Source organism: Bacillus sp. NPDC094077, from assembly GCF_050279465.1.
In the GTDB taxonomy this organism is placed as follows: domain Bacteria; phylum Bacillota; class Bacilli; order Bacillales; family Bacillaceae_G; genus Bacillus_A.
This window is the reverse complement of sequence record NZ_JBNNUF010000002.1, coordinates 144,263-168,323: the sequence shown is the minus strand read 5'-3', so window position 1 is coordinate 168,323 and position 24,061 is coordinate 144,263. Positions and strand designations below refer to the sequence as shown.

At 31.4% G+C, this 24,061-nt stretch carries 23 protein-coding genes and 2 pseudogenes; 8 read left to right on the top strand and 17 right to left on the bottom strand.

What is annotated here, in order from left to right; genetic code table 11:
• Nucleotides 1-332: 332 nt before the first annotated feature.
• Together ACQKNR_RS05625 and ACQKNR_RS05620 are read right to left on the bottom strand one after the other, a co-directional pair.
• Nucleotides 333-1,444 (bottom strand): annotated as a pseudogene (locus tag ACQKNR_RS05625) (C45 family autoproteolytic acyltransferase/hydolase).
• A 248-nt stretch (nucleotides 1,445-1,692) separates the two neighbouring features.
• Nucleotides 1,693-2,736, bottom strand: coding sequence for an aspartate-semialdehyde dehydrogenase (locus ACQKNR_RS05620; protein ID WP_427316020.1), 1,044 nt, complete (start codon nucleotides 2,734-2,736; stop codon nucleotides 1,693-1,695).
• 129 nt (nucleotides 2,737-2,865) lie between these two features.
• Here ACQKNR_RS05620 and ACQKNR_RS05615 point away from each other — a divergent pair, with 129 nt between their 5' ends.
• A complete protein-coding gene (locus ACQKNR_RS05615; protein ID WP_427316018.1) occupies nucleotides 2,866-3,744 on the top strand; it encodes a LysR family transcriptional regulator in 879 nt (292 codons plus the stop codon).
• 140 nt (nucleotides 3,745-3,884) lie between these two features.
• Here the strand turns inward: ACQKNR_RS05615 and ACQKNR_RS05610 are convergent, their stop codons facing one another.
• The 4 genes from ACQKNR_RS05610 to ACQKNR_RS05595 all read right to left on the bottom strand — a co-directional run bounded on the left by ACQKNR_RS05610 (nucleotide 3,885) and on the right by ACQKNR_RS05595 (nucleotide 7,394).
• Entirely contained in the window at nucleotides 3,885-4,490 is a 606-nt protein-coding gene (locus ACQKNR_RS05610; protein WP_427316016.1) for a PRK06770 family protein, read from the bottom strand.
• A gap of 103 nt (nucleotides 4,491-4,593) precedes the next feature.
• Nucleotides 4,594-5,367, bottom strand: coding sequence for an HAD family hydrolase (locus ACQKNR_RS05605; protein ID WP_427316015.1), 774 nt, complete (start codon nucleotides 5,365-5,367; stop codon nucleotides 4,594-4,596).
• A 471-nt stretch (nucleotides 5,368-5,838) separates the two neighbouring features.
• The gene (locus ACQKNR_RS05600) at nucleotides 5,839-6,498 is read right to left on the bottom strand and encodes a chloramphenicol acetyltransferase (RefSeq protein WP_427316013.1); all 660 of its coding nucleotides are present in this window, start codon (nucleotides 6,496-6,498) and stop codon (nucleotides 5,839-5,841) included.
• Nucleotides 6,498-7,394 carry a CPBP family intramembrane glutamic endopeptidase gene (locus ACQKNR_RS05595; RefSeq protein WP_427316011.1) on the bottom strand — a complete coding sequence of 299 codons (897 nt, stop codon included), beginning with the start codon at nucleotides 7,392-7,394 and terminating at the stop codon, nucleotides 6,498-6,500. Before ACQKNR_RS05595 ends, ACQKNR_RS05600 begins: the two co-directional genes overlap by 1 nt.
• Before the next feature lie 397 nt (nucleotides 7,395-7,791).
• On the opposite strand from ACQKNR_RS05595, the gene cspD reads away from it, so the two are divergent.
• On the top strand, nucleotides 7,792-7,995 hold the full coding sequence (gene cspD / locus ACQKNR_RS05590; RefSeq protein ID WP_000176365.1) for a cold-shock protein CspD: 204 nt from the start codon (nucleotides 7,792-7,794) through the stop codon (nucleotides 7,993-7,995).
• Nucleotides 7,996-8,082: 87 nt separating this feature from the next.
• Entirely contained in the window at nucleotides 8,083-8,268 is a 186-nt protein-coding gene (locus ACQKNR_RS05585) for a cold-shock protein (protein ID WP_000286203.1), read from the top strand.
• A gap of 38 nt (nucleotides 8,269-8,306) precedes the next feature.
• Here the strand turns inward: ACQKNR_RS05585 and ACQKNR_RS05580 are convergent, their stop codons facing one another.
• Entirely contained in the window at nucleotides 8,307-8,858 is a 552-nt protein-coding gene (locus tag ACQKNR_RS05580) for a GNAT family N-acetyltransferase (RefSeq protein ID WP_427316987.1), read from the bottom strand.
• A 233-nt stretch (nucleotides 8,859-9,091) separates the two neighbouring features.
• On the opposite strand from ACQKNR_RS05580, the gene ACQKNR_RS05575 reads away from it, so the two are divergent.
• Together ACQKNR_RS05575 and ACQKNR_RS05570 are read left to right on the top strand one after the other, a co-directional pair.
• Nucleotides 9,092-10,432, top strand: a complete 1,341-nt coding sequence (locus ACQKNR_RS05575) for a hypothetical protein (RefSeq protein WP_427316009.1) — start codon at nucleotides 9,092-9,094, stop codon at nucleotides 10,430-10,432.
• 296 nt (nucleotides 10,433-10,728) lie between these two features.
• Complete coding sequence (locus ACQKNR_RS05570) at nucleotides 10,729-11,277, top strand: hypothetical protein (protein ID WP_427316007.1); 549 nt, start codon at nucleotides 10,729-10,731, stop codon at nucleotides 11,275-11,277.
• A gap of 60 nt (nucleotides 11,278-11,337) precedes the next feature.
• Here ACQKNR_RS05570 and ACQKNR_RS05565 read toward each other — a convergent pair whose 3' ends face one another.
• Nucleotides 11,338-12,738, bottom strand: a complete 1,401-nt coding sequence (locus ACQKNR_RS05565; protein WP_427316006.1) for a protoporphyrinogen oxidase — start codon at nucleotides 12,736-12,738, stop codon at nucleotides 11,338-11,340.
• 210 nt (nucleotides 12,739-12,948) lie between these two features.
• Nucleotides 12,949-13,098, bottom strand: a complete 150-nt coding sequence (locus tag ACQKNR_RS05560) for a Spo0E family sporulation regulatory protein-aspartic acid phosphatase (RefSeq protein ID WP_193412262.1) — start codon at nucleotides 13,096-13,098, stop codon at nucleotides 12,949-12,951.
• Nucleotides 13,099-13,221: 123 nt separating this feature from the next.
• On the opposite strand from ACQKNR_RS05560, the pseudogene ACQKNR_RS05555 reads away from it, so the two are divergent.
• Nucleotides 13,222-13,717: pseudogene (locus ACQKNR_RS05555) on the top strand (EamA family transporter); the annotation flags it as partial.
• A 22-nt stretch (nucleotides 13,718-13,739) separates the two neighbouring features.
• Here ACQKNR_RS05555 and ACQKNR_RS05550 read toward each other — a convergent pair.
• From ACQKNR_RS05550 to catA, 4 genes are all read right to left on the bottom strand, one after another.
• Nucleotides 13,740-14,267, bottom strand: a complete 528-nt coding sequence (locus ACQKNR_RS05550) for a GNAT family N-acetyltransferase (RefSeq protein WP_427316003.1) — start codon at nucleotides 14,265-14,267, stop codon at nucleotides 13,740-13,742.
• A gap of 130 nt (nucleotides 14,268-14,397) precedes the next feature.
• A complete protein-coding gene (locus ACQKNR_RS05545) occupies nucleotides 14,398-15,324 on the bottom strand; it encodes a GNAT family N-acetyltransferase (RefSeq protein WP_427316001.1) in 927 nt (308 codons plus the stop codon).
• A 51-nt stretch (nucleotides 15,325-15,375) separates the two neighbouring features.
• Entirely contained in the window at nucleotides 15,376-15,903 is a 528-nt protein-coding gene (locus ACQKNR_RS05540) for a GNAT family N-acetyltransferase (RefSeq protein ID WP_427315999.1), read from the bottom strand.
• 245 nt (nucleotides 15,904-16,148) lie between these two features.
• Nucleotides 16,149-16,799 carry a type A chloramphenicol O-acetyltransferase gene (gene catA / locus ACQKNR_RS05535; protein ID WP_427315998.1) on the bottom strand — a complete coding sequence of 217 codons (651 nt, stop codon included), beginning with the start codon at nucleotides 16,797-16,799 and terminating at the stop codon, nucleotides 16,149-16,151.
• A 201-nt stretch (nucleotides 16,800-17,000) separates the two neighbouring features.
• Between catA and ACQKNR_RS05530 the strand changes: the two genes are divergently transcribed.
• Entirely contained in the window at nucleotides 17,001-17,183 is a 183-nt protein-coding gene (locus tag ACQKNR_RS05530; RefSeq protein WP_427315997.1) for a DUF4021 domain-containing protein, read from the top strand.
• A gap of 56 nt (nucleotides 17,184-17,239) precedes the next feature.
• Here ACQKNR_RS05530 and ACQKNR_RS05525 read toward each other — a convergent pair whose 3' ends face one another.
• Nucleotides 17,240-19,471 carry an MMPL family transporter gene (locus ACQKNR_RS05525; RefSeq protein WP_427315995.1) on the bottom strand — a complete coding sequence of 744 codons (2,232 nt, stop codon included), beginning with the start codon at nucleotides 19,469-19,471 and terminating at the stop codon, nucleotides 17,240-17,242.
• 122 nt (nucleotides 19,472-19,593) lie between these two features.
• On the opposite strand from ACQKNR_RS05525, the gene ACQKNR_RS05520 reads away from it, so the two are divergent.
• A complete protein-coding gene (locus ACQKNR_RS05520) occupies nucleotides 19,594-20,217 on the top strand; it encodes a TetR/AcrR family transcriptional regulator (RefSeq protein ID WP_427315993.1) in 624 nt (207 codons plus the stop codon).
• Nucleotides 20,218-20,923: 706 nt separating this feature from the next.
• Here ACQKNR_RS05520 and ACQKNR_RS05515 read toward each other — a convergent pair.
• The 3 genes from ACQKNR_RS05515 to ACQKNR_RS05505 all read right to left on the bottom strand — a co-directional run bounded on the left by ACQKNR_RS05515 (nucleotide 20,924) and on the right by ACQKNR_RS05505 (nucleotide 23,704).
• Nucleotides 20,924-21,703, bottom strand: coding sequence for an alpha/beta fold hydrolase (locus tag ACQKNR_RS05515; RefSeq protein WP_427315991.1), 780 nt, complete (start codon nucleotides 21,701-21,703; stop codon nucleotides 20,924-20,926).
• Between the two features lie 587 nt (nucleotides 21,704-22,290).
• Nucleotides 22,291-23,013 (bottom strand): thioesterase II family protein, encoded by a 723-nt coding sequence (locus ACQKNR_RS05510; protein ID WP_427315989.1) that lies wholly within the window; start codon nucleotides 23,011-23,013, stop codon nucleotides 22,291-22,293.
• A gap of 16 nt (nucleotides 23,014-23,029) precedes the next feature.
• Nucleotides 23,030-23,704, bottom strand: coding sequence for a 4'-phosphopantetheinyl transferase family protein (locus ACQKNR_RS05505; RefSeq protein ID WP_427315987.1), 675 nt, complete (start codon nucleotides 23,702-23,704; stop codon nucleotides 23,030-23,032).
• Nucleotides 23,705-24,061 lie beyond the last annotated feature (357 nt).

The window sequence follows — 24,061 nt, the reverse complement described above, 5'->3', positions numbered from 1 at the left end:
CAATTCCATTAAATTAGATATACTTATATGACCTACTCCTAAAATAATAGGCCTTACAAATCAATATACTATCATAAAATATAAAAAAATAGTCTAATTAATTTTATGTTTTGATTATTTAAAACTAAGTCGAATAAAACAATATTAAGATTTTAGAATATTAATAAGTGTATTATATAAAAATAGTGCTTTCTAATTAGCTTTTACTAATAGAAATGCACTATTTACATCGAAGCAACTAGAAAAAAGATAAAAACAATTGGTAACATAACTTGTAGCAATGGCAATCCCTCCAGTATATATGCACCCTTTCCATTACTATATTATCCCATTTATCCTTTTGGAATCAATTTATTATCCTCTTCTTTCCAAAAGTCAGTATAAGTTTTATTTTTAAAGTTCACGTTCACCTCAGAAAACGGCAGGCTTCCTCCAACTTTCAATGCGTACCAGTTGTTTAAAAGTGGCGATCCGAAACAAATATTCATTGTACGATCATGTAAATCGAATAATACAGAATGTAAAGTTCCAAACCATTCTTCATAATTATGTACTGTCAGCCCTGCAGGATATTCTTCTTCTACTAACCCTTTTAAAGACTCCATGCTCAACTTTTCATTTCGATTTATATGTTCATGTAAAGTGTGATATCTCTTTGTAGATTGTTCTAATCTCCTACTATTTAATTTCTGAATAGGTGAACTAACTGCATGGTTTGTTGATACGATAAAAGCTTGATTGTCATCATTAATCGTTGTTATTGATTTATGCCCATCAAATATTTCAATATGTACTGCGTTTAAAGGATCAGCTACAATTATATTAATATTACTTGCAATTGGCATTTCTTCTATTAGTGACTTAGCCTCCTGCACATTTTTACATTTCTCCAATAATACTCGAATTACCGCAAAGCATTGCAAACCACTTACCATTGGCTTTCTTAAACCTGCAATATTCCCTACTGGTTGGCCACATGCTGAAAATGTAACTGATAATCCATGCTCGTTAACTCCTTCTGTTCGGCCAAAATATTGAGTAGAAAAGCCACTATGTGCATACGCACCTTCAACATGCGTCGAGCAAAAACGCATATCATCTATTTTTGGTGACAAATCATAATTCCTTAATACATATGTGTGCTCTGAATTGGTCTTTTTAGGTAATACTGCACAATGACTACAACCTGCTTTTAATAGTGTTTGATAATAATACATCATATTTTTAGCACTTCACAGAACCCTTCAATTTCTTCATTTATTCCTGGACAATATTTATTTAGTACATTTCTAGATTCTGTCCAATGGTTTTCTGATATTAAGTTTTCTTCCTGTATAAATTGTGGGATGAGATACGGATGTTGTTTCACGAATTCCCCTTGTTGCTTTCCAATTTCATAATGACTTCCTTTTAATGATGAAAAATACCCCTTTACTTGATACATCTAATTCCCCCCTCATATTGAATATATTCATATCGTACCAAATAAAATTTATTCATTCTTGATGTTTTTTACTATCTTCCTTTTACGTCTCCTTATAAAATTGACACTTCTTATGAGCAATCATTTCACTAATGAAATTAAGAAAAGACTAATTTAAATTAAATTTGATTCAAATAAAGAAAACAATTATAAAATAAAAACTGGGAAACTTTAATCATTAACGGTTTCCCAGTTTTTTTAAACCTATACTAAATTCTCCCCTTTTCCACCAACGTCTCTACGATTTGAACTGAATTCCAAGCCGCCCCTTTTAATAAATTATCGGAGACAATCCAAAGATGAAATCCGTTTGGCATATCAGGATCTTTTCTAATTCTCCCGACAAATGTATCTATTTTCCCCTCTGCATATAATGGCATTGGATACAACTGTTCCCTAGGGTTATCTTGTAAAATAACACCCGGTGCATCCATTAGTACTTCTTTAATCTCTGCAACAGTCGCTTCTTTTTCAAGTTCAATATAAACCGATTCTGAGTGTCCTGATACAACCGGAACACGCACACAAGTAGCTGCCATTTTCAAGTTTGGATCTTCTAAAATTTTCTTCGTCTCTTGAATCATCTTTACTTCTTCAAATGTGAAATCATTATCTGTAAATATATCTACTTGAGGCAGTAAGTTAAACGCAATTGGGTAATGCTTTTTATCTTTTTTTGCTGGTAATATAGCACTCTTCATCTCTTCACCTACAAGCATCGACTTAGCCTGTTCTTTTAATTCATGAATCGCATGAATTCCAGAACCTGATACAGCTTGGTATGTGGAAACGATAATTCGTTCTAATCCAAATGCTTTTCGAATTGGCTTAAGTGCTGTTACCATCTGTAATGCTGAACAATTCGGAACTGCAATAATACCATTATGCTCTTTTAAAGTGTGCGCATTTACTTCTGGAACGACGAGTGGTACATCGTGCGCCATTCGATACTCACTTGTGTTGTCAATTACAATTGCACCACTAGAAACTGCGTGATTTACAAATTGTCTAGACACTTCGCCTCCAGCACTGAAAAAGGCAATATCTACACCTTCAAAACTAGTTGTTTTTGCCTCTTGTATTTTAATCTCTCGCCCTTGAAAATGTACTGTCTTACCAGCAGATCGTTTTGACGAAAGTAATGTAACTTCAGCTATAATAAACTTTGTTTCTCGTTCTAACAGTTCAATAATTTTCTGACCTACTGCACCTGTAGCTCCAACAACAGCTACATGATAGCCCTTTTCACTCATTTTTTCTCCTCCAATACTACTTGAATGAATTTCTTCACAACTTCATTTTAAAAGAAATTTAATCATTTGAAAAATTGAAATACATGATATAATCATTCACAAATCATGATAATAAAAGAGGGATAACTGATGGAAATGAGACATGTTAAAACATTTTGCGCCATTGTTAAGTATGGTGGTTTTTCTAAAGCTGCTCATGCGTTAGATTATGCACAATCTACTGTGACAACGCATATTAAAGCATTAGAGAGCGATTTACATATCCCTCTTTTCGATCGGTTAGGGAGAAAAGTGCTTCTTACAAAAGCAGGTCATCAATTTCATCCTTATGCATTAGAATTACTTGCTATTTATGAAAAAGCGCAAGAAATCCCTCAAAATAGTGATCATTTGGAAGGGACATTAAGTATTACATCTAACGAATCATTAGCAGTGTACCGTTTACCACAATTATTGCGTGCCTACAAACAGGAAAATCCGAAAGTAAACATCGTACTTGAAACAAATACAAATGAACATGCAATGAGAAAACTACATGAAGGAGAAACAGATGTTATCTTCATAATTGGAGAAAGTATAGAACATAACGATTTTATTACGCGTACTTTTAGTAATGAAACATTTGGATGGATTTTACCGGCCTATCCGTCTGCACCTGCACACACCAATCCATTCGATTTATTACAGGACACTCAGTTTATTTTTACAGAACAAAACTGCGGCTATAGGCCAATGGTAGATCGTTTTTTACGTCAAAGCGGAAATATTCCAGATAAAACATTTGAAACTTCCAATGTTGAAGTCATTAAACAGTCTGTTATGTGCCAATTAGGAATTTCAATTCTTCCTTACATCGTTGTACAGGAAAATTGTCAAAAAGAACAGCTATATTTCCAACCTATCGAGACCCCAGCAGTTATTCAAAGTCATGTAATCTATCATAAATCTAGATGGATATCACCCATTTTACAGTCGTTTCTCACACTATTAAAAAAGACAAAAGTATAATAGAAATAGTATGAAAAGAAAAATGAGTTGAATTCCTCTATAGAATATCAACTCATTTTTTCTTTAATTCAACCTAGATATTCAACAAAAAACACCTTTGTATTTATAACAACAAAGGTGTTTTAAAATCAATATGTATCTTATTTATTAGTCTGTCCCCCACCTGCAATTAATTTACTACCCGAATATGTACCCTTTTGCATAAATACTTGATTAATTAACTCTTTTTGTTCCGCTTCTGACATTACTCCTTTCCCTTCTCCTAAATTTCCGCTTTGTAACTTCCAAATCTTGTTATGATCCGCATCTACCTTTTCATATTTTCCTTGTTTCCATCGTTCTAAAATATCCACATATGCACTTTTTTGTGCAACATCATTACTGTTTACAATTTCAAGTAAACTTTCAATACGTTCTTGTGTGATAAAAATATAACCCCACTTTTGATCTGCCTTCGTTTTTTGATGTGCCATTTCATGTAATGCTGTCTGTATGTTCTCATCTGTCCATTTAAAATTTTTATTAAAACCACTATTCGGTAATGAATGATTGCCATTTTCTAAAAGCTTTGCATCTTCGGCTTTTACATTACTATCAGCTAGCACTTCTACTGCAGGAGCTGCTGGTGTTGTCTTTTTCGCAGCCGGTTTACTATTATTCAAATAATAAAGCATGCCATATGTTAACCCTACTCCGATTACTGCCATACCAGCTATAATACCAATTATTTTATATAGTGTTTTCATCTCGCTTGTTTCCTCCCACATGTCCCTTTTCATAATTTCTATCTATTAAAAGCAGGTGTAGCATCTCTTTGTTTCACAACTTATCGTAATTTATTTTTTCATCCTAATTAACATAAAAATAACTATTACTTTCCAAAAATGTAGCAACTCCATCCTCATCGTTAGTTTTAGCGATAAATTTAGCGACTGATTTTAATTCCTCAACAGCATTGCTCATCGCTACACCAATTCCACACTTCTCTATCATTTCCATATCATTGTAGTCATCTCCAAATGCAATTACTTCAGATACGTCTCGATTTAGGTGCTGTAGAACATGTTGAATACTATTCCATTTTGAAACTTCTGCATGCATGATTTGGCACAATGTCCCGTTATCTGTAATAACTGCATTGCACTCAATAGGCAATTCTTTAACGAACTCCTTATTTATTGAGCCCTTCGTACAAACAATTATTTTAGAGGCCTTTTCAAAGTTTAACTCTCTTACATCCATAACTTCACATGGTACGTTACCAAAATAATCAGTAACATCAAAATTTGAGTAAAGCTTATCATTTATTTCAAGACAAATTTGATGAAGCTTATATTTTTTTGCTATTTCTATGATTTCTAAAATGATATTTTTAGAAACCTCCATTTCATATAAAACATCATTACCTTTAAGAACAAGAGCTCCGTTATAACAAATGACAATCTCATTCTTTAACACATTGGGAATATACTGATTTATAGCTCTTGGAGGCCTTGCTGTAGCAAAAATCAGTTCGTCTCCTTTATTTTTGCATTCCCTCAAAATATTAATAGACTTCTCTGAAATTGTTTTATCACTTCTTAATAAAGTTCCATCAAGATCTGAAATAATAACCTTTTTCATAGTTACATTGATTCCCCCTTCACAAGTTATAATTCGAAACACAGATTATTTGTTGAAGCAATTAGGTTATACAGGAAGCTACTCTCCACCTAACTTCTTTGTCCCAGCTGAAACTTGAGTCTTATTTCCCGCAAATAACGAGATACATGTTCATTTATTACATATTTTCTATTTCCTGAATCATATATATTTCCTTATATTGTATTTCTTTTCTTTATAAATTGAAAGATTATTCCGTCAAAAAACGCTATCTTTTTCAGTTGCTAATCACCTCTAAGCATATATTTTTAAAGGAGATGAATAAATACTACCAGTTTATCCTTCTCAACTCTTCTTACCTAACTATACAAATGCTATTAAAAAAAATGAAAAAGCTAACTTATAAATTTTAAAAACAATATATACTACGAATTCACATGTTCAATATGTATAAAAAAACAACGAGTCCCTTATAAGGGGCTCGTTGTTTTTTTATGCACGATTCTCTTTTAACCACTTCGTAATAGCGTTTAACCTCGAAACATCAAAACGTCTTTCTTCACACACATTCAAGTTGTTTAAACTATTCATTATTTCCAATTCATTATTTCTTACACTTTTCGCTTCAATTAACTTGCAGTATCCTTCTGTAACGTTATTTAAACTTTCATAATAACATTGAAATGATTTTGATATATGTAAATGTTTTTCAAAGTTTCTTCTTTTTCTCGTCTCATCAGATTCTTTCCGTTTTCGAAGTTCTTCATCATTCGTATATAAATAATAATATTGATCGGGAAAACCAATTTCCCTATTTACTATCTTTTCTTTATAAAAGTTTTCTATTAAAGTTAATGGCTGATTAAATATATCAAAATGGAAACACCAATTATAACTAAGTGGCTGATAAATATCACCATCAAGTATTACCAATTCATATTGCTGCGACTTCTGCATTGCTATATTCCAGCGCTCTACTTGTTTTTCAAAATACCATGTTCTATGTTCATTTTTTGGTCTTTCAAATAAAAAATTAACCTCAGGTATAATATAAGCACCATAATTTTTTTCTAATTCACGACACGTTGTACTCTTACCAACAGCACTAGCTCCTTCAAACGCTAAAATCCCCATAGTTTCTCCCACCTTCATTAACTAAAATCTCGTTGTTTCGCTTTTCTACCCCATAGCTGTCTCCATAAAACAATTGAAGCGATAGAGAGCATAATTGTTGTAATAATACTACCTTCAATTCCGAATGAGCCTCCATGCAACATTTCTGGTCCATTTGTGATAGACTTAAAAATTGGAGTGGAATATACAGTTGTACCACTAACCGCAAAACCATATACATTATATTGAGCCCAGTTCCAAATTGAGTGCCATGCACATATTCCCCACAGGCCATCTTCTTTCAATACGTATAAAGCTGCGAAAACACCAACTAATATTATATTCGATATAGATAATATTGTAATTCCTGGATTGAGTAGATGAAGAAACCCAAATAAAAAAGAAGTAACAATTATTCCAACCCATATACGACTTCTAACAGAAAGAACCGGGAATAACCAACCTCGTACAATAATTTCTTCCGTTGCCCCTTGTATTAAAAATGCAACTAAAGATCCTACTATTCCTACTATCACTGTTGAGGTAATATGTTGTACTTGTAATTTTACACTTCCCATTAATAATAGTAAAATAACTGGTATTGAAATAAATACAAACCCTATTAACGCACCTTTCAAATACTTTCTCATCCATTGCTCTTTCCAAAAACCAATGGACGAAAAAGGTCTTTTTTCTACAAAACGAACCCATATAAATAAAATGAATATAGCTCCTCCAAATGTTAACAGCATTCTAACATTATCATAAATCCCTTTCATGAATGTCGTTTCAGCCTTCGGTAAAAACAGCATAAACAGCATAAAAAATTCGCCTAAAGTCAAAAATATAATTGCTAATATTACAGCAAAGACTGGGTGTACTTTTTTCCTCCCTGTTTTTGCTGCTTCAATTATATTAAATGAATCATTTTTCAACTCTTTCTCCTCCTTTTATAATATTTAATTACTATCAACGGATAAACCATATTTTACCACAAGGAATACATTATTAATATTTGCTCTACATTTTTTCTTACATCAATTTTTTGCATAAATCCAAATTAGGAATAATATATAAATAAAAGAGATGTCTTTGTGCCTTTTGCTATACCCCCTATTTTTTCTTGATTTTTCCAACACTTGCTATTTCACACCATTTGTTGTAAGATAGTAATTAAGGTCAATTTAACACTATATTTTCTTTGCATATTATCAAGTATCAATCAGGGATATTTTGTACTCCTTATGGGTTTTTGATAATATGTGAACTTTTATTTTCATTCAAATAAGGCCGATCATATTGTAATCTTTTTAAATTTTAGGAGGCATTACCATGACATTAACAGGTAAAGTAAAATGGTTTAACAGCGAAAAAGGTTTCGGTTTCATCGAAGTTGCAGACGGTAACGACGTATTCGTTCACTTCTCAGCTATCACTGGCGACGGCTTCAAGTCTCTTGACGAAGGTCAAGAAGTTAGCTTCGAAGTTGAAGACGGTAACCGTGGACCTCAAGCTAAAAACGTTGTAAAGCTATAATTCAAACAATAAAAAGGTTGTTACCAGCTCGGTTAACAACCTTTTTAATATATAACTAAAATTTTTTTACATAAAAGGAGTGGTTACATGTATCGCAATCGAAAGAACGATGTAGCAGAAGTACCACCAGAACAAACCCCTGTTTGGGAATGTGAATCAGAGGATTGTTTAGGATGGATGAGAAAGAACTTTTCATTTGAAGAAGAGCCTAAATGCCCTTTATGTAAAAGTAGCATGAAAAGCGGAGAACGTTTATTACCTAAGTTAGGTTAATTTTTCTTAACCCCTCTTTTAATAAGAGGGGTTTTTTATTATAAATTTATATCCTCTACATCTGTTCGCACTATAGAATATAATAATGCATCATGTTGCTTATTTCCTTGATGAATATAGCCGCGTAACAGACCTTCCTTTTGAAAGCCTATTTTAGATAACATTTTACAAGAAGTAACATTTTCAGGATATGTAATTGCTCCAATTCTAAACAAACCTAAATCTTGAAACCCATAATGAATAATTTCTCGAGCTGCTTCTGAAGCATAACCACTCCCCCAATAACGAGGATGTAAATCATAACCAATCTCAGATCGTTTACTCCATAGTTGTAAATTATTTAGCCCAATAGTCCCAATTAAAGTATTTGTTTCTTTTAACACAATCCCCCATCGTATCGCCTTTTTCTCAAAGTAATTTTTTGAAAAAGATTCAATCATACGTGAAGCTTGTCCAAACTCCGTAAAAGAATTCATGCCGTAATAACATGTTACTTCATCCAATGAAAAGATTTCATATATTTTTTGACAATAAGATTGTTCTATTTCAACTAAACGTAAGCGTTCTGTTTCTAATATAGGAAATGCCATAACCATAGGATCACTCCTTTCTCTCTACTCATTTATTATAGCAGAAAAAGTATTTATAATTAGGAAAGTCCTCAATGTTCCATAAATCAAACATTTCTAGCGACGCTTATTCTCTTTTATTCTATACAAACGATTCGTATACCTTCTTGCTTTTTGATTACTACTCAAGCATCATGCTATAATTGTTATAAATTGAATTTCAAATTATTAAGAATTGTAAAGAGGTTGTTATTATGACAAAATATAATTATTTTCCATACGCCCTCATGAACACTATTATTTTTTTACCTTATTTTCTTTTTATCATTATTGGAAATTCTTACAATACAATTTTAAACGGTTGGTTTCCTCTCATTATCTTCTACACCTTTAAATATACAGGCGCATTTCTTATTCATTCATTTAAAACAAAACGAAATACACGTGATCAATTATTACACTTTCTTGTACTAGCAATTATCGGAACTTTATGCGGTGCGTTAGCAAATTTTTCAAGTATTTGGATTGAGCTCTCGGCTCTTTTTATGGGAATTGCATCAAGTGTTTTATTGCCACTTTACACAACAACCCAATATCATGAAAAATATTTGTTTGGTAGTAAAATGAAAATGAAACAGTATCTTTTTGCACTATTAACAGTTATATCGATCGTTCCACTTATTTTATTTACGGCTAATTCTAATCTTCCGAGTTTAGCTTTTTTAATTTACGGGATTGCTCTTTTCATATGTTACATATCATTAAGAAAAATGCCAAAATATGAAGTTACAGTAAACAACTCATTTTATTTTTCAAGACCGTCTTTTTTATTATTTATTGTTTTTACCGCACTTCTTTTCTTAATGAAAGCGACTCGTGAAATAAATTTACAGTTGTTGCTTGTACTATTAATCATTACGATAATTATTGTTATAGCACTACTAACTGTATACATTACAAAAATAAAATTTAGCTTTCAATTCCCAAAATTCATTTACTACTTCGGATTCACACAAGGAATGATCGTTAATTTTTACTTACTGTACGGAACTTTTTTTGCATTGTCTCAGAAAAATAGCAACTTCATGATTTATGGCGTTTATTTGCCGTATGGAATTGGAATTATTTTATCCTTATTTTTAGGACCCAAACTATTAAAACACAATAGTTCTTATCATCCGATAACAATAACGAACATAGGGGCATTGTTAGGTATGCTATGTATGATATTTTCATGGACATTACCATTCGGTGGTTTACTAATTGGTTTTTGCTCATCTTTACAAGCAAGAAAATTAAATCGCTTCGCATACGACATTACATATTCTAATAAGGATTCTAGTTTATTGCTCCGTAATCGATGGTCTAAATTAGGAAGTATCACAAATCAAATTTTATTAATTTCTTTCATACTAGCGTTTAGTTCTATTCACCATATACCAGTAAATGAAATATTCTTAACCATTACTGGAGAAGCAATTCAAAACCAATCTCCGATGTCCATCGTTTTATTAACAACCAATATTGTCAATTGTTTTATTATTGGCAGCTTATTAATAGTTGGTTCTTGGAAATTAGAAAAAAGAAAGAGATGATTATATCATTTGGATTATCTCTTTCTTTTTTCTATTTATATGCAACTAGCACCCAATCGTCAAATGATTTTTGTGTTGGTTCAATAAGTATGTAACAATCACATTCCCTCCTGTTATCCTGATTTTACCTTCACTTTTTAAAAGTAATTGTATTTTTTCATTTCCATCACTACGCTCATAATAAGATTTTTTATGATTTCGATTCCACACTCACTTTTCTCTTCTGAAATGAAATCCTAATTCATACATTAATGTTAAAATATAGAAAATACACATTTCTATTGTGGAGGTGCAATATGTATATTTTCATCGGCTCAGCACTCTTACTCATTTTGCTTATTTTTTTATTCGCAAAAAAATTCACACCAAACTCATTCATGATGACTAGTTTTAAAGAAAATAGCTTTAAGACATTTTCAATCGGCATGTTAATCGCTGCCACACTTTCTCTTTCATACGGAATCTACCATGCAACAACATATCAAACTAGTTATTTAGATATTAAATTACAAAATCAAAACTACACTGTTTTCGGTAATGTTGGCGAGTTCGGTTATTTCTCAGGGAAATTACCAAAAAAAGATGCAGAAGTTAAACTGTATTTCGCCTCTTGGGAAACACTACAGTTTAAAAATCCAGAAATATTCATAGATTATCCTTCAGGCAAACAAGAAGTATGGAAGCCAAATATAGTATCAATATCAACAAATAAACTAAAAGAAAAACATAGTATAAAAGAGATTTATCATCTCTCACCATATTCATTTAAAGAGTCTGGAACAATAACATTAACAATAAAAGAAAATAATATAAAAAATAAAAAAGTTTCAATTCAAGTGAAATAAATAAAAAACTGTCCCTCCATTATGCTGGAGGGACAGTTTTTACATATGTATTCTACAGTATTATTTTGACTGTTCATTTAATGTAGCCATTATTTCATTGGCCATATTCTTTCCATTTCCAATACAAGCACCAATTCCTACGCCGTAATATGAAGCACCAGCTAAATATACATTTGGATAAAGAACCGTCATTTTTTCTTGTAATGATTGAACCGCTTGATTATGTTCTAAATGATATTTCGGCATTAAATCTTTCCAGTTCGTAACTTCGACTACTTCTGGTTCACCTTTAATTCCGAGACTCTTTTCAATATCATATAAAGCTACTCGAACTAATTCTTCTTTACTATAATTTTTGATCGTTTCATATACTGGATTTGTACTCTTATAAAACATTCTTACTAAAAGCTTTCGTTTACCCGATGTATGTTTCCACTTTCGGCTTGTCCATGTACAAGCATCACAATGTAAATCACTGTTTTCTGTTACGATAAACCCTGTGCCGTCTGCTGGTAATTGTTCATCTAGTATATCAAAACCTAAGTAAATACTAATAAGCGATGAATTTTTAAATTTATTAAAATGCTCGTTTAACTCATTAGACTGTAATAAAGTTTGTGCAATATCATGCGGAGTTGCTAAAACAGCATAATCTGCTTGAATTGTCTCATGATTTGCAAAAGAAATCTCATATTGATCTCCTTGTTTACTTACAGCCGTCGTTACAACGCCTTTTTTAACGACAGTCTCAGTCAACACTTCTTCTAAGCGATTAATAATCGTAGATAGCCCACTTTTAAATGATATAAATTTTTTATTTCCTGCTGATTGAAATTGTTTTTTATTCTCTTCAAAACCTTTAATAATACTTCCATATTTATTTTTATAATCCAGTAAATACGGTAATGTAGATGCCATTGTAAGCTCATTCAATTTACCGGAATATACCCCTGAAAGTACAGGTGCAATTTGTCTTTCCACTATCTCTTTTCCTAAAAAACTTTCTAAAAATAGAGCAAGTGATGTATCTTTCGTAAACTCTTTATTTTTCGTTATGAAATCTTTTAAAGCAACAATCTTCCCTTTCGTTGAAACAAGTGTACTGCTAAACAACGACTCGACACTCATTGGGATCCCAAAAATAGTGTCAGAAGGAATTGGATGTAAAATGTTATCAGAATATATGTAAGAAATACCCGTTTCGTTATATACCATTTCTTCATCTAAATTCAAATCTTTTACAAGTGGCATAACATGTTCATTACGAGCAACGATAGAATCTGCTCCTGATTCCATAATAAAATCCTTTTCTTCTACACTATGGATTTTACCACCTAAATACTCTTCTTTCTCTACAAGGATTAAATTTAAATCTATATTAAAATCCCGCTTTAATTTTTCTAAGTAAAACATAGTAGAAAGTCCCGTTATACCTCCACCGATAACAACAACTGTTTTCATATTTGCTGCGCTCCTAACCGATACAATTAATAATTCCTTTATTATTATACCCAAAAGTCCTTATGTTCGACTAGCAACTTGATCATTCTGTAAAAAAATTGACACTATATACGAATACATTTATATAAATTTAATCAGTAAATAACCATTATTTTAAATGAATACATAAAAAAGAACTATAACATTTTTCAAATCACGTCATAGTTCTCTCTATTTTAAAAACATAAAGTAATTGATCAATTTGTCTATTTCTTGACTTAATGCCAATACTTTTTCATGTTGAATTCCATAATCCGATACTAAATATAAAAGTTCTTCTTTTTTTATTTCAATTACTTTTTCTAATTTCGCTAATTCCATGTCGTTTTACTTCTCTCCAATAATAAAATGTATGTATTTTAGTATAGCCTACTTACATAATTAGTAAAAGTAAAATATGAATGTAAAATCTTACATATTTGAAAAAATAAAGAGAAATTTTAATCATCAGCTATTTTTGTAAAATTGGCAGATGCTTCTGCGTCAATCGTTGCTTTTTACTGCTTATTGCTTGCAGCAATCATTCTAATACCATTTTTAATATGTAATAAAAACAATCGAATCAAGTTAAAAATATTAACGAAAAAACAGTGGGGATTCGGTTTCATATCTGGACTATTTTTAGCTGCACATTATGTATTATGGTTTGAATCATTACGGTATACTTCTGTAGCAAGCTCTACAGATTACTTGGTTGTCCTTTATAGGATTAGCTTTCATTGCAAATATTTTAGGTCAAACAATATTCAATTGGTTATTAAAATGGATGAGTGCTACTGTAATTTCAATGAGTATTTTAGGCGAAACAATTGGAACTTGTATTCTAACTTACTTTATTTTAAATGAAACAATTTCTTTACAATAAGAACCAGGTATTTCAATTATTTTCATAGGATTAGCATTATTTTTATTACAACCGAAACTTAATAAAAAAGCATGACATTGTCTTGTCATGCTTTTAACTATTCATTATGTACAAGTAAACCATCTGGCCTAAAGCGACTCATCATAATTTCATTTATAAAATTTCCGTGAGCCTTTAAATTCCCTATCTTTATCCCCTCTTCTACAAATCCGAATTTTTCATATAGAGATTTTGCTTTAGGATTCGTTTCTAAAACACCCAGTTCTACTCTCTCTAACATTAGCCAATTATCAGCCAAATCAAGCATTTTTGTAAGAAGTGCTTTGCCAATTCCTTTATTATGGTATTCACTATCTACCCCAATAAATAAATCACCCGAATGAGATCTTCGTCCTGGACTTTGTGTTAAACCAACAAAACCTACAACTTCTCCATCATACTCTGCAACAAATTCAAATTGATTTGGTGCTAAATTCCGAATTCTATTTTCCATAGCGTCTACTCGCATACTAGGTAAGAAAACCATATAAGGTAAAACGTCATCCTGTATACATATACGATGAATTGCTCTAGCATCTTGAATTTCTACTGCTCTTACTTTGATCGCCATTATTCTCCCCTCCATATAAACAACAATACTTTATTCTAACCCCCTACATTAAATCCCTTCTGAATCGTATTTCTTTATGTTATTTTTACACAATTATTTTAATATAACATTTAAATTCCAACTAACTATCCTTCTCCTTATCTGTTTAATTATTTACTCGATTATACAACTCCAGTAGATTTTCTATTGGAATACCGTTTATTTTCATACCAGTTATATCACAATTTTCTATTTCAATATTTTTAAGATTACTATTCCTTATTTTGCTACCTTCCAAATCACATGTATCGAATAAAATAGGTTTCTTCTCATCTCCAAGGTTTGTATTTTTAAATTGGACTCCACCTAATGTCACTAAATTAAATTTACTACCAGAAAGATTTAAATCTGCATATGAGGACGCTCTAAAATTAATATTTCTAAACTTTGATTGACTTACATTACAATTACTCATATTCATATTCATTACATTACTACCAACGATTGAACTATTTTTTAAATTCACTTGATAATACTCTGTATTTGCTAAATTACAGTTTTCGTATTGACTATTTTTCATATCTTCACTTTTAACTACGTTCTCTACGTGTGAAGCTATCTTTATTCTTTTCACGTAACAATACTCATCTTCCGATTCAAAAATTGTTTGGTAGCCCATCTTTTTATAAAAGTGGTGATTATTAACCTGTCTACTAGATGTTTCGAGATCCCAAATGCTTATGTTTGGAAATTTTTCTTCTATTAATTTAATAACCTGAGATCCAATTCCTTTTCCTTGATAAACAGGATCTACAAAAATACGATCAATTCTTCCGTACGACTTACCAGAAATCGTTACTATAATTCCTCCGATAATTTCTTCATCCATTATCACTTTGAAAGAATCCAGTTCTTCAATCGAATATTTCATCATTTCAATTGAAGAATACCCTGGTGGTTGTATGTTATAATCAATTACGTCAGCTTGGCTGCATAGCCATCGCTTTGCTTCTGCATCAAATGTTCTAGCCATTATTTCTGTTAACTTTTCAGCATCTAAAATTGTAGCTTTTTCTATAGATATTATCGTCATTTCGTTTTCCCCTTTATCATTACAAACCAATAACTTATGTGAACAAAAAAGTTATTCATTTACTTTTGTTTTTAATACTTTTCCCATTATTACATAAGGAACATCATTTTTACTTGGATGAAATGGCTCCAGTACATTCACCCAATCTAATCTCTCATATAAGGAACGCGCCTTTTCATTGTCTATTTGTGTTGTCAAAACACTCGTTCCATTTGAAATCCCTTCTAATAATTCATTATGTAATTTCGTTCCAAGACCTTCATTTCGATATTGCGGGTGAACTGCTAACTCTACAAATTCAAAACAATCTTGTAACCATTGATCTACTTGCTCCAGATTTAACGCTTCTCTCATTAATTGATTATAGTGCTGTCCCTCCAACGAGCAATAGCCATAAGTAAAACCAACTACTTCATTTTCATCATTTATTACTACTATACCTTTAAAATCTGTATATTCTATATGTCTTTTGATTCGCTCGATCATTTCAGTGAAATTTGTTTTATTAAATACTTTACAATATAATTTTGCCATATTATTAATTAGGATTTCATCTTTTTCAATACTTACGAACTTCATTCTACTTCGCCCCCTATCAAAAACCACTTGAACTCCACAATAATTATAAAATAAAAAAAATTGAAATTAATCATTCTCTTTACTATTAAACTACGAATCCACCTATATTTTCCACTATAACTTAGTATTAATGTATAAAAAAAGAGATCATGTAAAATAAACATGTTCTCTTCTTTTTATTCTAACGCTTATGCATTTTCAATTTTATATAAATAACGCAACCTATTCTCACTAAAAAATAGATATTACTTAAGCCACTCGTTACAAGTATTAGCTAGCTCCTGTATACCCTCTATAAATTGACTCGCATGATATCCATCACAAACCGCATGGTGTACTTGCAATGAAACAGGTAGCATCACCTTGTTTCCATCATTGAAATATTTCCCAAAAGTTATAATTGGTAATAGAAAATCACCATCATCATTAATATTAAGATTAAATCCAGTAAAACTAGCCCAAGGTATGCTAGAGATTGGAAAAACATTCGGCGGAATATTTTCTTTCGTGAAGAGGCCATGAATATTGGAATAGTATCTCATATCCTCTTCATAGTTTTTATAGAATATACGGAAATCTCTAGCATAATCCGTCCAAATACTTGAAAAAGATTTATCATCTTTATGAAAGATTGTATAACTAGGTATCATTTCCTCCCAATACCCTAAAACTCCATCCTCATTAAAGCATATTCGAAATTCTTTATGTTTATTTATTACTCTAGAAATTAAATAAATAAAAGTCGGATAAAATTTTATTCCCTTTTGACGTATTTCTTCTAACACCATCGTAATATCAACATTCATTGTCATACTAAACGTACATTTCAACTTTAAATAATGTTCAAAATACTGCTCTCTATTCCAGTTTTCTCTATCAATTGCATGAAACTTCATTTTAGTAGCCTCCTAAAATTTTATTTTTATTTTAGAAGGCTAATTTTCTTGTTTTCACCATAACTGTTCACTCCTTACAGTTTAAATTTAATCCCAAGTTTTTTATTTAATTATATAACATCCGCTAAAATTCTTTCACATATTTCTGGAAATCCATCCACATACTATTAATAAATTAAATCACGTTTGGAGGATACATACATGAATGACAAAAATCTAAATCAAAAAGAAAATGATTTCGAAAACACTATATCTATTCAAAATAATAATACTGCAAATCTTAATGTGGAAGAACAAGCAATGAACGGATTATACGGAATGCCAGAAACCACTATTGAAGATGCTGACCACGCTGTAACTGATGATCTTACTTCAAAAAAATAACTAACTTCATCTACATTTAGAAAAAAGCCAAAGAAAATATCCTTGGCTCTTCTATATTATATATTCATTTTTTGTACTTCTTCTCTTTTTTTAGAAAGTCTCCCTGGCCAAAAAGCAAAGCGACCTAAAACAACTGTAATTGCCGGTACAAGTAATGGTCTAACAATAAACGTATCAAGTAATACTCCAATTGCTGTTACAATACCAAATTGTACTAAAACTTGAATTGGTAACGTACCTAACACAGCAAAAGTTCCTGCTAAAATTAAACCTGCTGATGTAATAACACCACCTGTTTGCATAACACCGTTTTTTACTGCTTCTACATGACTTTGTTTCTTTCTATTTTTCCATATTTCTGAAACCATAAAGATATTATAATCTTCACCTAAAGCAACTAAAAATACGAATGCGTATAACGGTATCGCTCCTTGTATCGCTGGAGCTCCCATACCAAAGTGAAGTAATATCCATCCTGCTCCTAACGCTGAGAAGAATGATAAAACAACCGTTACTATTAAATAAATCATCGCTACAATAGATCGTAAGTAAACTAGTAACAATAAAGCTATAATACTAATCATTACTGGAATAATAACAGCTTCATCACGTTCCGTAATTTGCTTTGTGTCATATAGTGACGCTGTTTCTCCGCCAATCCATACTTGATCTTCAGCATTATTAATCCCCGCATCTTTTAATACCTTTTCTACACTACTTTTCAATTTAGGAATTTGATCTAACGCTTCAATTGAGTATGGATTTTCAGCTAAAGAAACTTCATACATTTTTATTTGATTATTTTCTTTTCCCTCTTTTGGCTCTTTCACTGTATTTACAAAAGAAAATTTCTCTATCTCTTGCTTAATAGGAAGCTCTTTTCCATTCGTATTAACAACAACTTTTACTGGCGCTAGTTCCCCAGTTGAAAAATGATCACTAATTAACGTAAACCCTTCACGTGAAGGCATATCCTTCGGAAACGATTCTAAAAGGTCATATGTGTATTGAATACGTGGTACGAATGAAGCTAATCCGCCTAATACAAATACAGTTAGCATAATAATTGTCCACGGTCTTCGTGCTACAATATCTCCAAGTTTTTTACTAAAATAGCCTTTTGATTTTTTTAATTTTGCTACTTTCTTTTTCTTTCTTGCAAACTCCTCATTCATCGCAGTTGTTCTCGGTATAAACGGGAAGAATGCAACTCTGCCGAAAATTAATAAAAATGCAGGAAGAATTGTTAAAGCAGCAATTCCCATTATGAATACAGCAACACTAAATGGTACTGCAAATCGATGAAAGGCACCATAATGAGCAAGTAATAATGTTCCTAATCCAAGTACGACAGTTAATGCACTCATTATAATTGCCCCGCCAGATGCTTTAATCGCAAGTTGCAGCGCCTTATATTTACTTTCTTCTTCTAGCAAGTATTCTCTATATCTCGAAATTAAAAATAGACAATAGTCTGTTCCAGCACCAAACAATAATACTGTCATGATTGATATCGCTTGGGCATCTACTTTAATCCATCCTTGATCGGCTAAAAAACCAAGTGTAGGACTAATAATACCGTATGCAAAGCCAACAACAAGTAAAGGTAAAATTGCTAAAATTGGTGAACGATAAAGTAAAATTAATAAAACCAATACAAGAAGTACAGTAGCAACTAATAATTTCACATCAGCTTGACTAAATAAACTTACCGCGTCCGTTTGAATACCTACAGGTCCAGATAATCGAACATGTAAACCAGAGTCAGTTATTTTTTGTTTAAATGGATCTACATCCACCTTACTATTCACTAGTTTTCTTACATCTTCAAGATTTCCTTTTAATATATCCGTACCAGCTGATTTATTAAAGAATACCGGTGTAACAAATGATGTACCATCTTTTGATGCACTTTTTGACAATACTTGCTCAGGAATTGTATCAAATGGTGGTAACGTTGATTGTTCTTTTAAAGGACTACCTTTTAACTCTTTATAAACGTCCTGTATTAGTTTATAATCCTTTGACTGCAATCCACCATCTCTATACCATATTACTAGCAACGGATTTCCTGCATTATTAGGAAACTCTTTTTTTATAAGTGCTTCAGCTTGCTGCGACATAGCGGTCTCAGGTAAATTTTTCGGATTGGGTTCTTTCGTACTATTTACTTGTGGCAACGTAAATGAAAGTACTAATGTAATTAGAATCCATACCGATACAGTTATCCATTGTGTATGCTTCCCTGCTACAAGCCTCCCTAACATATGTAACGGGTGCTTTTTCATAAAAAACCCACCTTCCTTTTTTCCTCCAATATTAATTATATATACTGGTCAGTTAATTAATCAAGAATGATTAAAAATTATGTTATAATTATCTCAATAATAAATGTCAGGAGCGAATGTATTTGGAACAAAAACAACGTCCTCTCGGAAGGCCTCGTCAAAATAAAAATACAAAATCTACAAAAGAAATGATTTTAGAAGTTGCAACTCGATTATTTCTTACTCAAAATTATCAAGTCGTTTCCATGGATGAGGTCGCGAAAGAATGCGGTGTTACAAAAGCAACGGTCTACTATTACTATTCAACAAAAGCTGATTTATTTACCGCTACTATGATTCAAATGATGATACGTATACGAGAGAATATGGATCAAATACTTTCCGCGAATAAAACTTTGGAAGAAAGATTGTTAGACCTCGCTAAAGTATACTTACACGCAACGATGGACATTGATATGAAGAACTTTATGAAAGATGCAAAACACTCTTTATCTGAAGAGCAATTGAAAGAATTAAAAAATGCCGAAGATGACATGTATGAAGTATTGGAAAAAGCACTGGATTGCACGATGCATCTTGGAGAAATCCCTAAAGGCAATCCTAAATTTGCTGCACATGCTTTCGTAGCTTTATTGTCAATTGGGAATTTTAAGGATGAGAATCATAATGCTATTACTTCAGATATAGATGATTTAGCAAAAGAAATCGTTTCTTTTTATTGGAACGGAATAAATAATTCTCATTAAACATAAAAAGAAATCAGTAGAACACCACTGATTTCTTTTTATTATGATTTTAACCATGAAATATAGCACTATTATAAAAACTATAATAATAAATGTAACATCTTACTTTCAGGTCACAGATGTACTACAGTGCTTATTTTGATGGGATACCGAAAGATAACAACATTTTACAATTTTCATCCCACAATGGTGAATATATATACATTTCAATCATCACCTTTTACTAAATCTAAATAATAAATATAAGAAAAAGAAGGTATCTCACCATTGAGAATTACCTTCTTTTTTATAAATCTATCATTTTATTATTAACCAAAAATCATACAGCTACATACGATAAGAACGAACAAAACTAATAAACTATTTGAGAAATAACCCATAGAATACTACCCCTTTATTTAATTATGTAAAAGATTTTATCATAAAATTATTTACAACATAATAACTGAAAAAGACATTGCATTCATTAGTTAAATATATTTAGTAATATTTCATATACACCTATACATATCTTTATTACGTAAAATAACAATAAAATTATATTAATTTAAGATGCTTCACTACACTAAAAATATAACAATAAAGCTGTTTAAAAATCTAAGTTTTATTCAATAATGTATCAAATTAAATATTTTACTGTCCGTAAGGTATGTTCGATTATTACGCTATCTTCCTCTGTTTATTTAAATTCAGGTCAAACTATTAACTAAATAAATTGTGTTAATAGTTGGTTAAACTGGTCACGTTCTTCCCAAAAAGGGCCATGACCACTATATTGAAACGGTACAAGTTGCGAATCCCTTATTTTCCCATTCAATTCCTGAGCTTGTGCAAATGGAATAACTTTGTCATGAATGCCGTGAATGATTAAAGTAGGAACATTGATTTTTGGAAGATCCGCATGTAGCTTCTCATCTCTTAATGTATTTATAATAGCAGCTGTTGACCAACTTGCTGCTTGTAAACCCATTTGTAAAAACCAGTCCGAAAATGGTTTAGTTATATACTGAAAGAAAAAGCCATCTGTTACGTCCTGCATCATTTTAGGCCGGTCATTTAAGGTTTCTTTAAGATAGTTGTTAGCCGTTTCTGTGGTAAATCCAATTGGAGCCGCCGCATCAATAAGAACAACCTTTGAAACCCCAAAGCCATTGTGCCGAGACATATAGCGAATTGCGATGGCCCCACCGGTAGAGTGACCCGCAAGAGTAAAATTGTTTATTTGAATGGTACCAACTACTGTGCGGATATCATCTGCAAGTCTGTTAAAAGTATAGCCGCTCATTGGCTTATCCGAATTGCCAAAGCCCCTCCAGTCTATACCAATACAGCGATAGCCCATAGCAGGAAGAACATTAAACTGATATTCAAACTGTTTATGGCTTAACGGCCAGCCATGTAAAAATACGATGGTCTTATTTCCCCCCGGATTAATATCTTCTACATACAAATTCACACCTGACTCTACAGTAACAAAGTATCCCATGAATATCACTCCCTAGTTAATTTAGTTTTAATAATAGATATTCATTTTGGTTCACATAGATGATTACCTACCTAGTTTTAGGCCAGGGAACTGAAACGGGACAGACTTTATAGTACTAGCCTGCTCCTTTAGTTTAAGTACCTTTATTCACTTTCCCTTAAATAAATCATCAATTTATTTTGAAATTAACTTACTCAACCATCTGGCCCAATACATAAAGAAAAGCGCCCTATTGTTGAATACAACGATTGTTATTTTTTAAACAACTTTATTATCACCTAGCATTTATGCTTTCCATAACGATTATTAGGAACGCTTATTTATTAATCTTTCCAAATATAAGGGATCTACTGCTATATTGGATGGCACTGAAAATAGGAATATAATGAAAAAAAAAAACTTCACCTACAGGTGAAGCCTACCTAAACTAAAGTTAATTTATATATATTGATTAGAATTCCATCATTACCTGCCTTTAAACAGTTCGTTTAGACTTCTATGCCCCTATTCAATGATGTTTCAACAGAGTCTGTATTTTTCACCTTTAATATTTTTGTTTCTCCGTCATGAGTATACTTAGAAAAACTCTAAAAACTAGTTGAAAATCTTTTAGAATCTAACTTTCTCATAATACTACTTGCTATTTCTTCAATATTTTCATTTAGAAAGAAATGGTTACCTTCAAAAAAATGAAAGGTACACGTTTTATTTGTGTATTGCTCCCATTTTATTACCTGATCATATGTAGTAAATTCATCATCTTTGCCATTAAATACAAGAAAATCAATATCACATGCTTGTATATTGTTGTCATGTATATATGTCTCCACAATTTTAAAATCTGCTCTTAGAATAGGGAAAAAAATCGCCATTAATTCTTCTGATTGAAATACCCCAGATGGTGTACCTCCCATTGCAATAACTTCTCTTTTAAATTGTTCGTTAGAAAGATTATGTCGGGTATTTTTTATTTTACTATTTGGATGGTTTCTACCGGACAAAACAAGAAATTCAGGCAATATATTATTAGAATCCTGTATTTTTCTGGCCACTTCATAGGCTATCAAACTTCCCATGCTATGCCCGTATAGAATATAGGGCGAATGATCTATCTGCTTAACTATACTAGTGTAGACATCATTTACGGCCTCTTCCATACTTTGGTACAAGCTTTCTTCAATTCTATATCCTCTACCAGCTAACTCTATCGGGACTACTTCAATATATGGATTAAAGTAATTTTTCCATTTTGCGTAACTAAACGCAGATCCCCCAGCATGTGGAAAGCAAAAAAGTTTAGTCTTCTGCATTGATTTTCTCCTTACTTTAAAATTCATTTATATTTTGGCAAATTGTATAAATGTCTTTAATTATTATCTCCTGCGGAAATTCATCCCTTGTTGCACAAGCAGATATCTTATAATTTGGCTCAATGTTATATTGTCTAAAGTAAAAGTTTTGAGGTATATTCTTATATGAAATTAAAGTTCGTGACTCTTTTTTTATTGAGAATGAATTTAACGGGATATAAAGCCCTTTTCCAATCGTTTTTATATAACTTTCTTTTAATGTCCATAAATCATAAAAATATTTAATTTGTTCATCAGAATTCATATTAGATATATCATAAAATTCTTCCTCTGAAAAAAATTCATTTACTAATTTAAGAGCCTCTATTGCTGAAACTTTTTCTATATCAATACCCACATTAAAATTAGCAGTAGTACAAACCACCCATTCTCCTGAATGTGACACATTAAAATGAAAGTCAGAAAAATTTTCAACAAAAGGTTTTCCATACTCATTATATACAAATCTAATTTCTTCATTATTAATTTTATACTTTTGGCAGATTAGAGATCGGATTAACAAATCTCCTATCAAAGTCCTATTAATATCGCACAAATTCAATAAACGCTTCATTCGTTTTTTCTTCTCATTTGAAACCAAGTTACTAAGTTGCTTAAACAAATGACTTTCAATATTCTTTGGTATTTTCACAGCTTGAATTTGTATGATAAATCACTTCCTTTTTAAAAGGATGGCTTCCTATGTGTACGTTATAGAAATTCAAATTCATTTTATATCATGCCTTTATTCAATTGCATATACAATAGAAAAGATGCACATTTACATATCAATGAAAATATGCATCTTTCCTCAGTAATATCATCAAAGTATTCGCTTCTGGTACAAAAACTTTAGAGAATTTACATCATACTATGAACAACTCATATAAGTTTCTATGTTTCTATCAAACAATTTTTGCATTAGCTCCTTAAAAATTAATGCTCTTGATATATTCATAATTTCCTACACTTGATGTGCGGTTATTGGACTGCTCTTGTCATTTACACT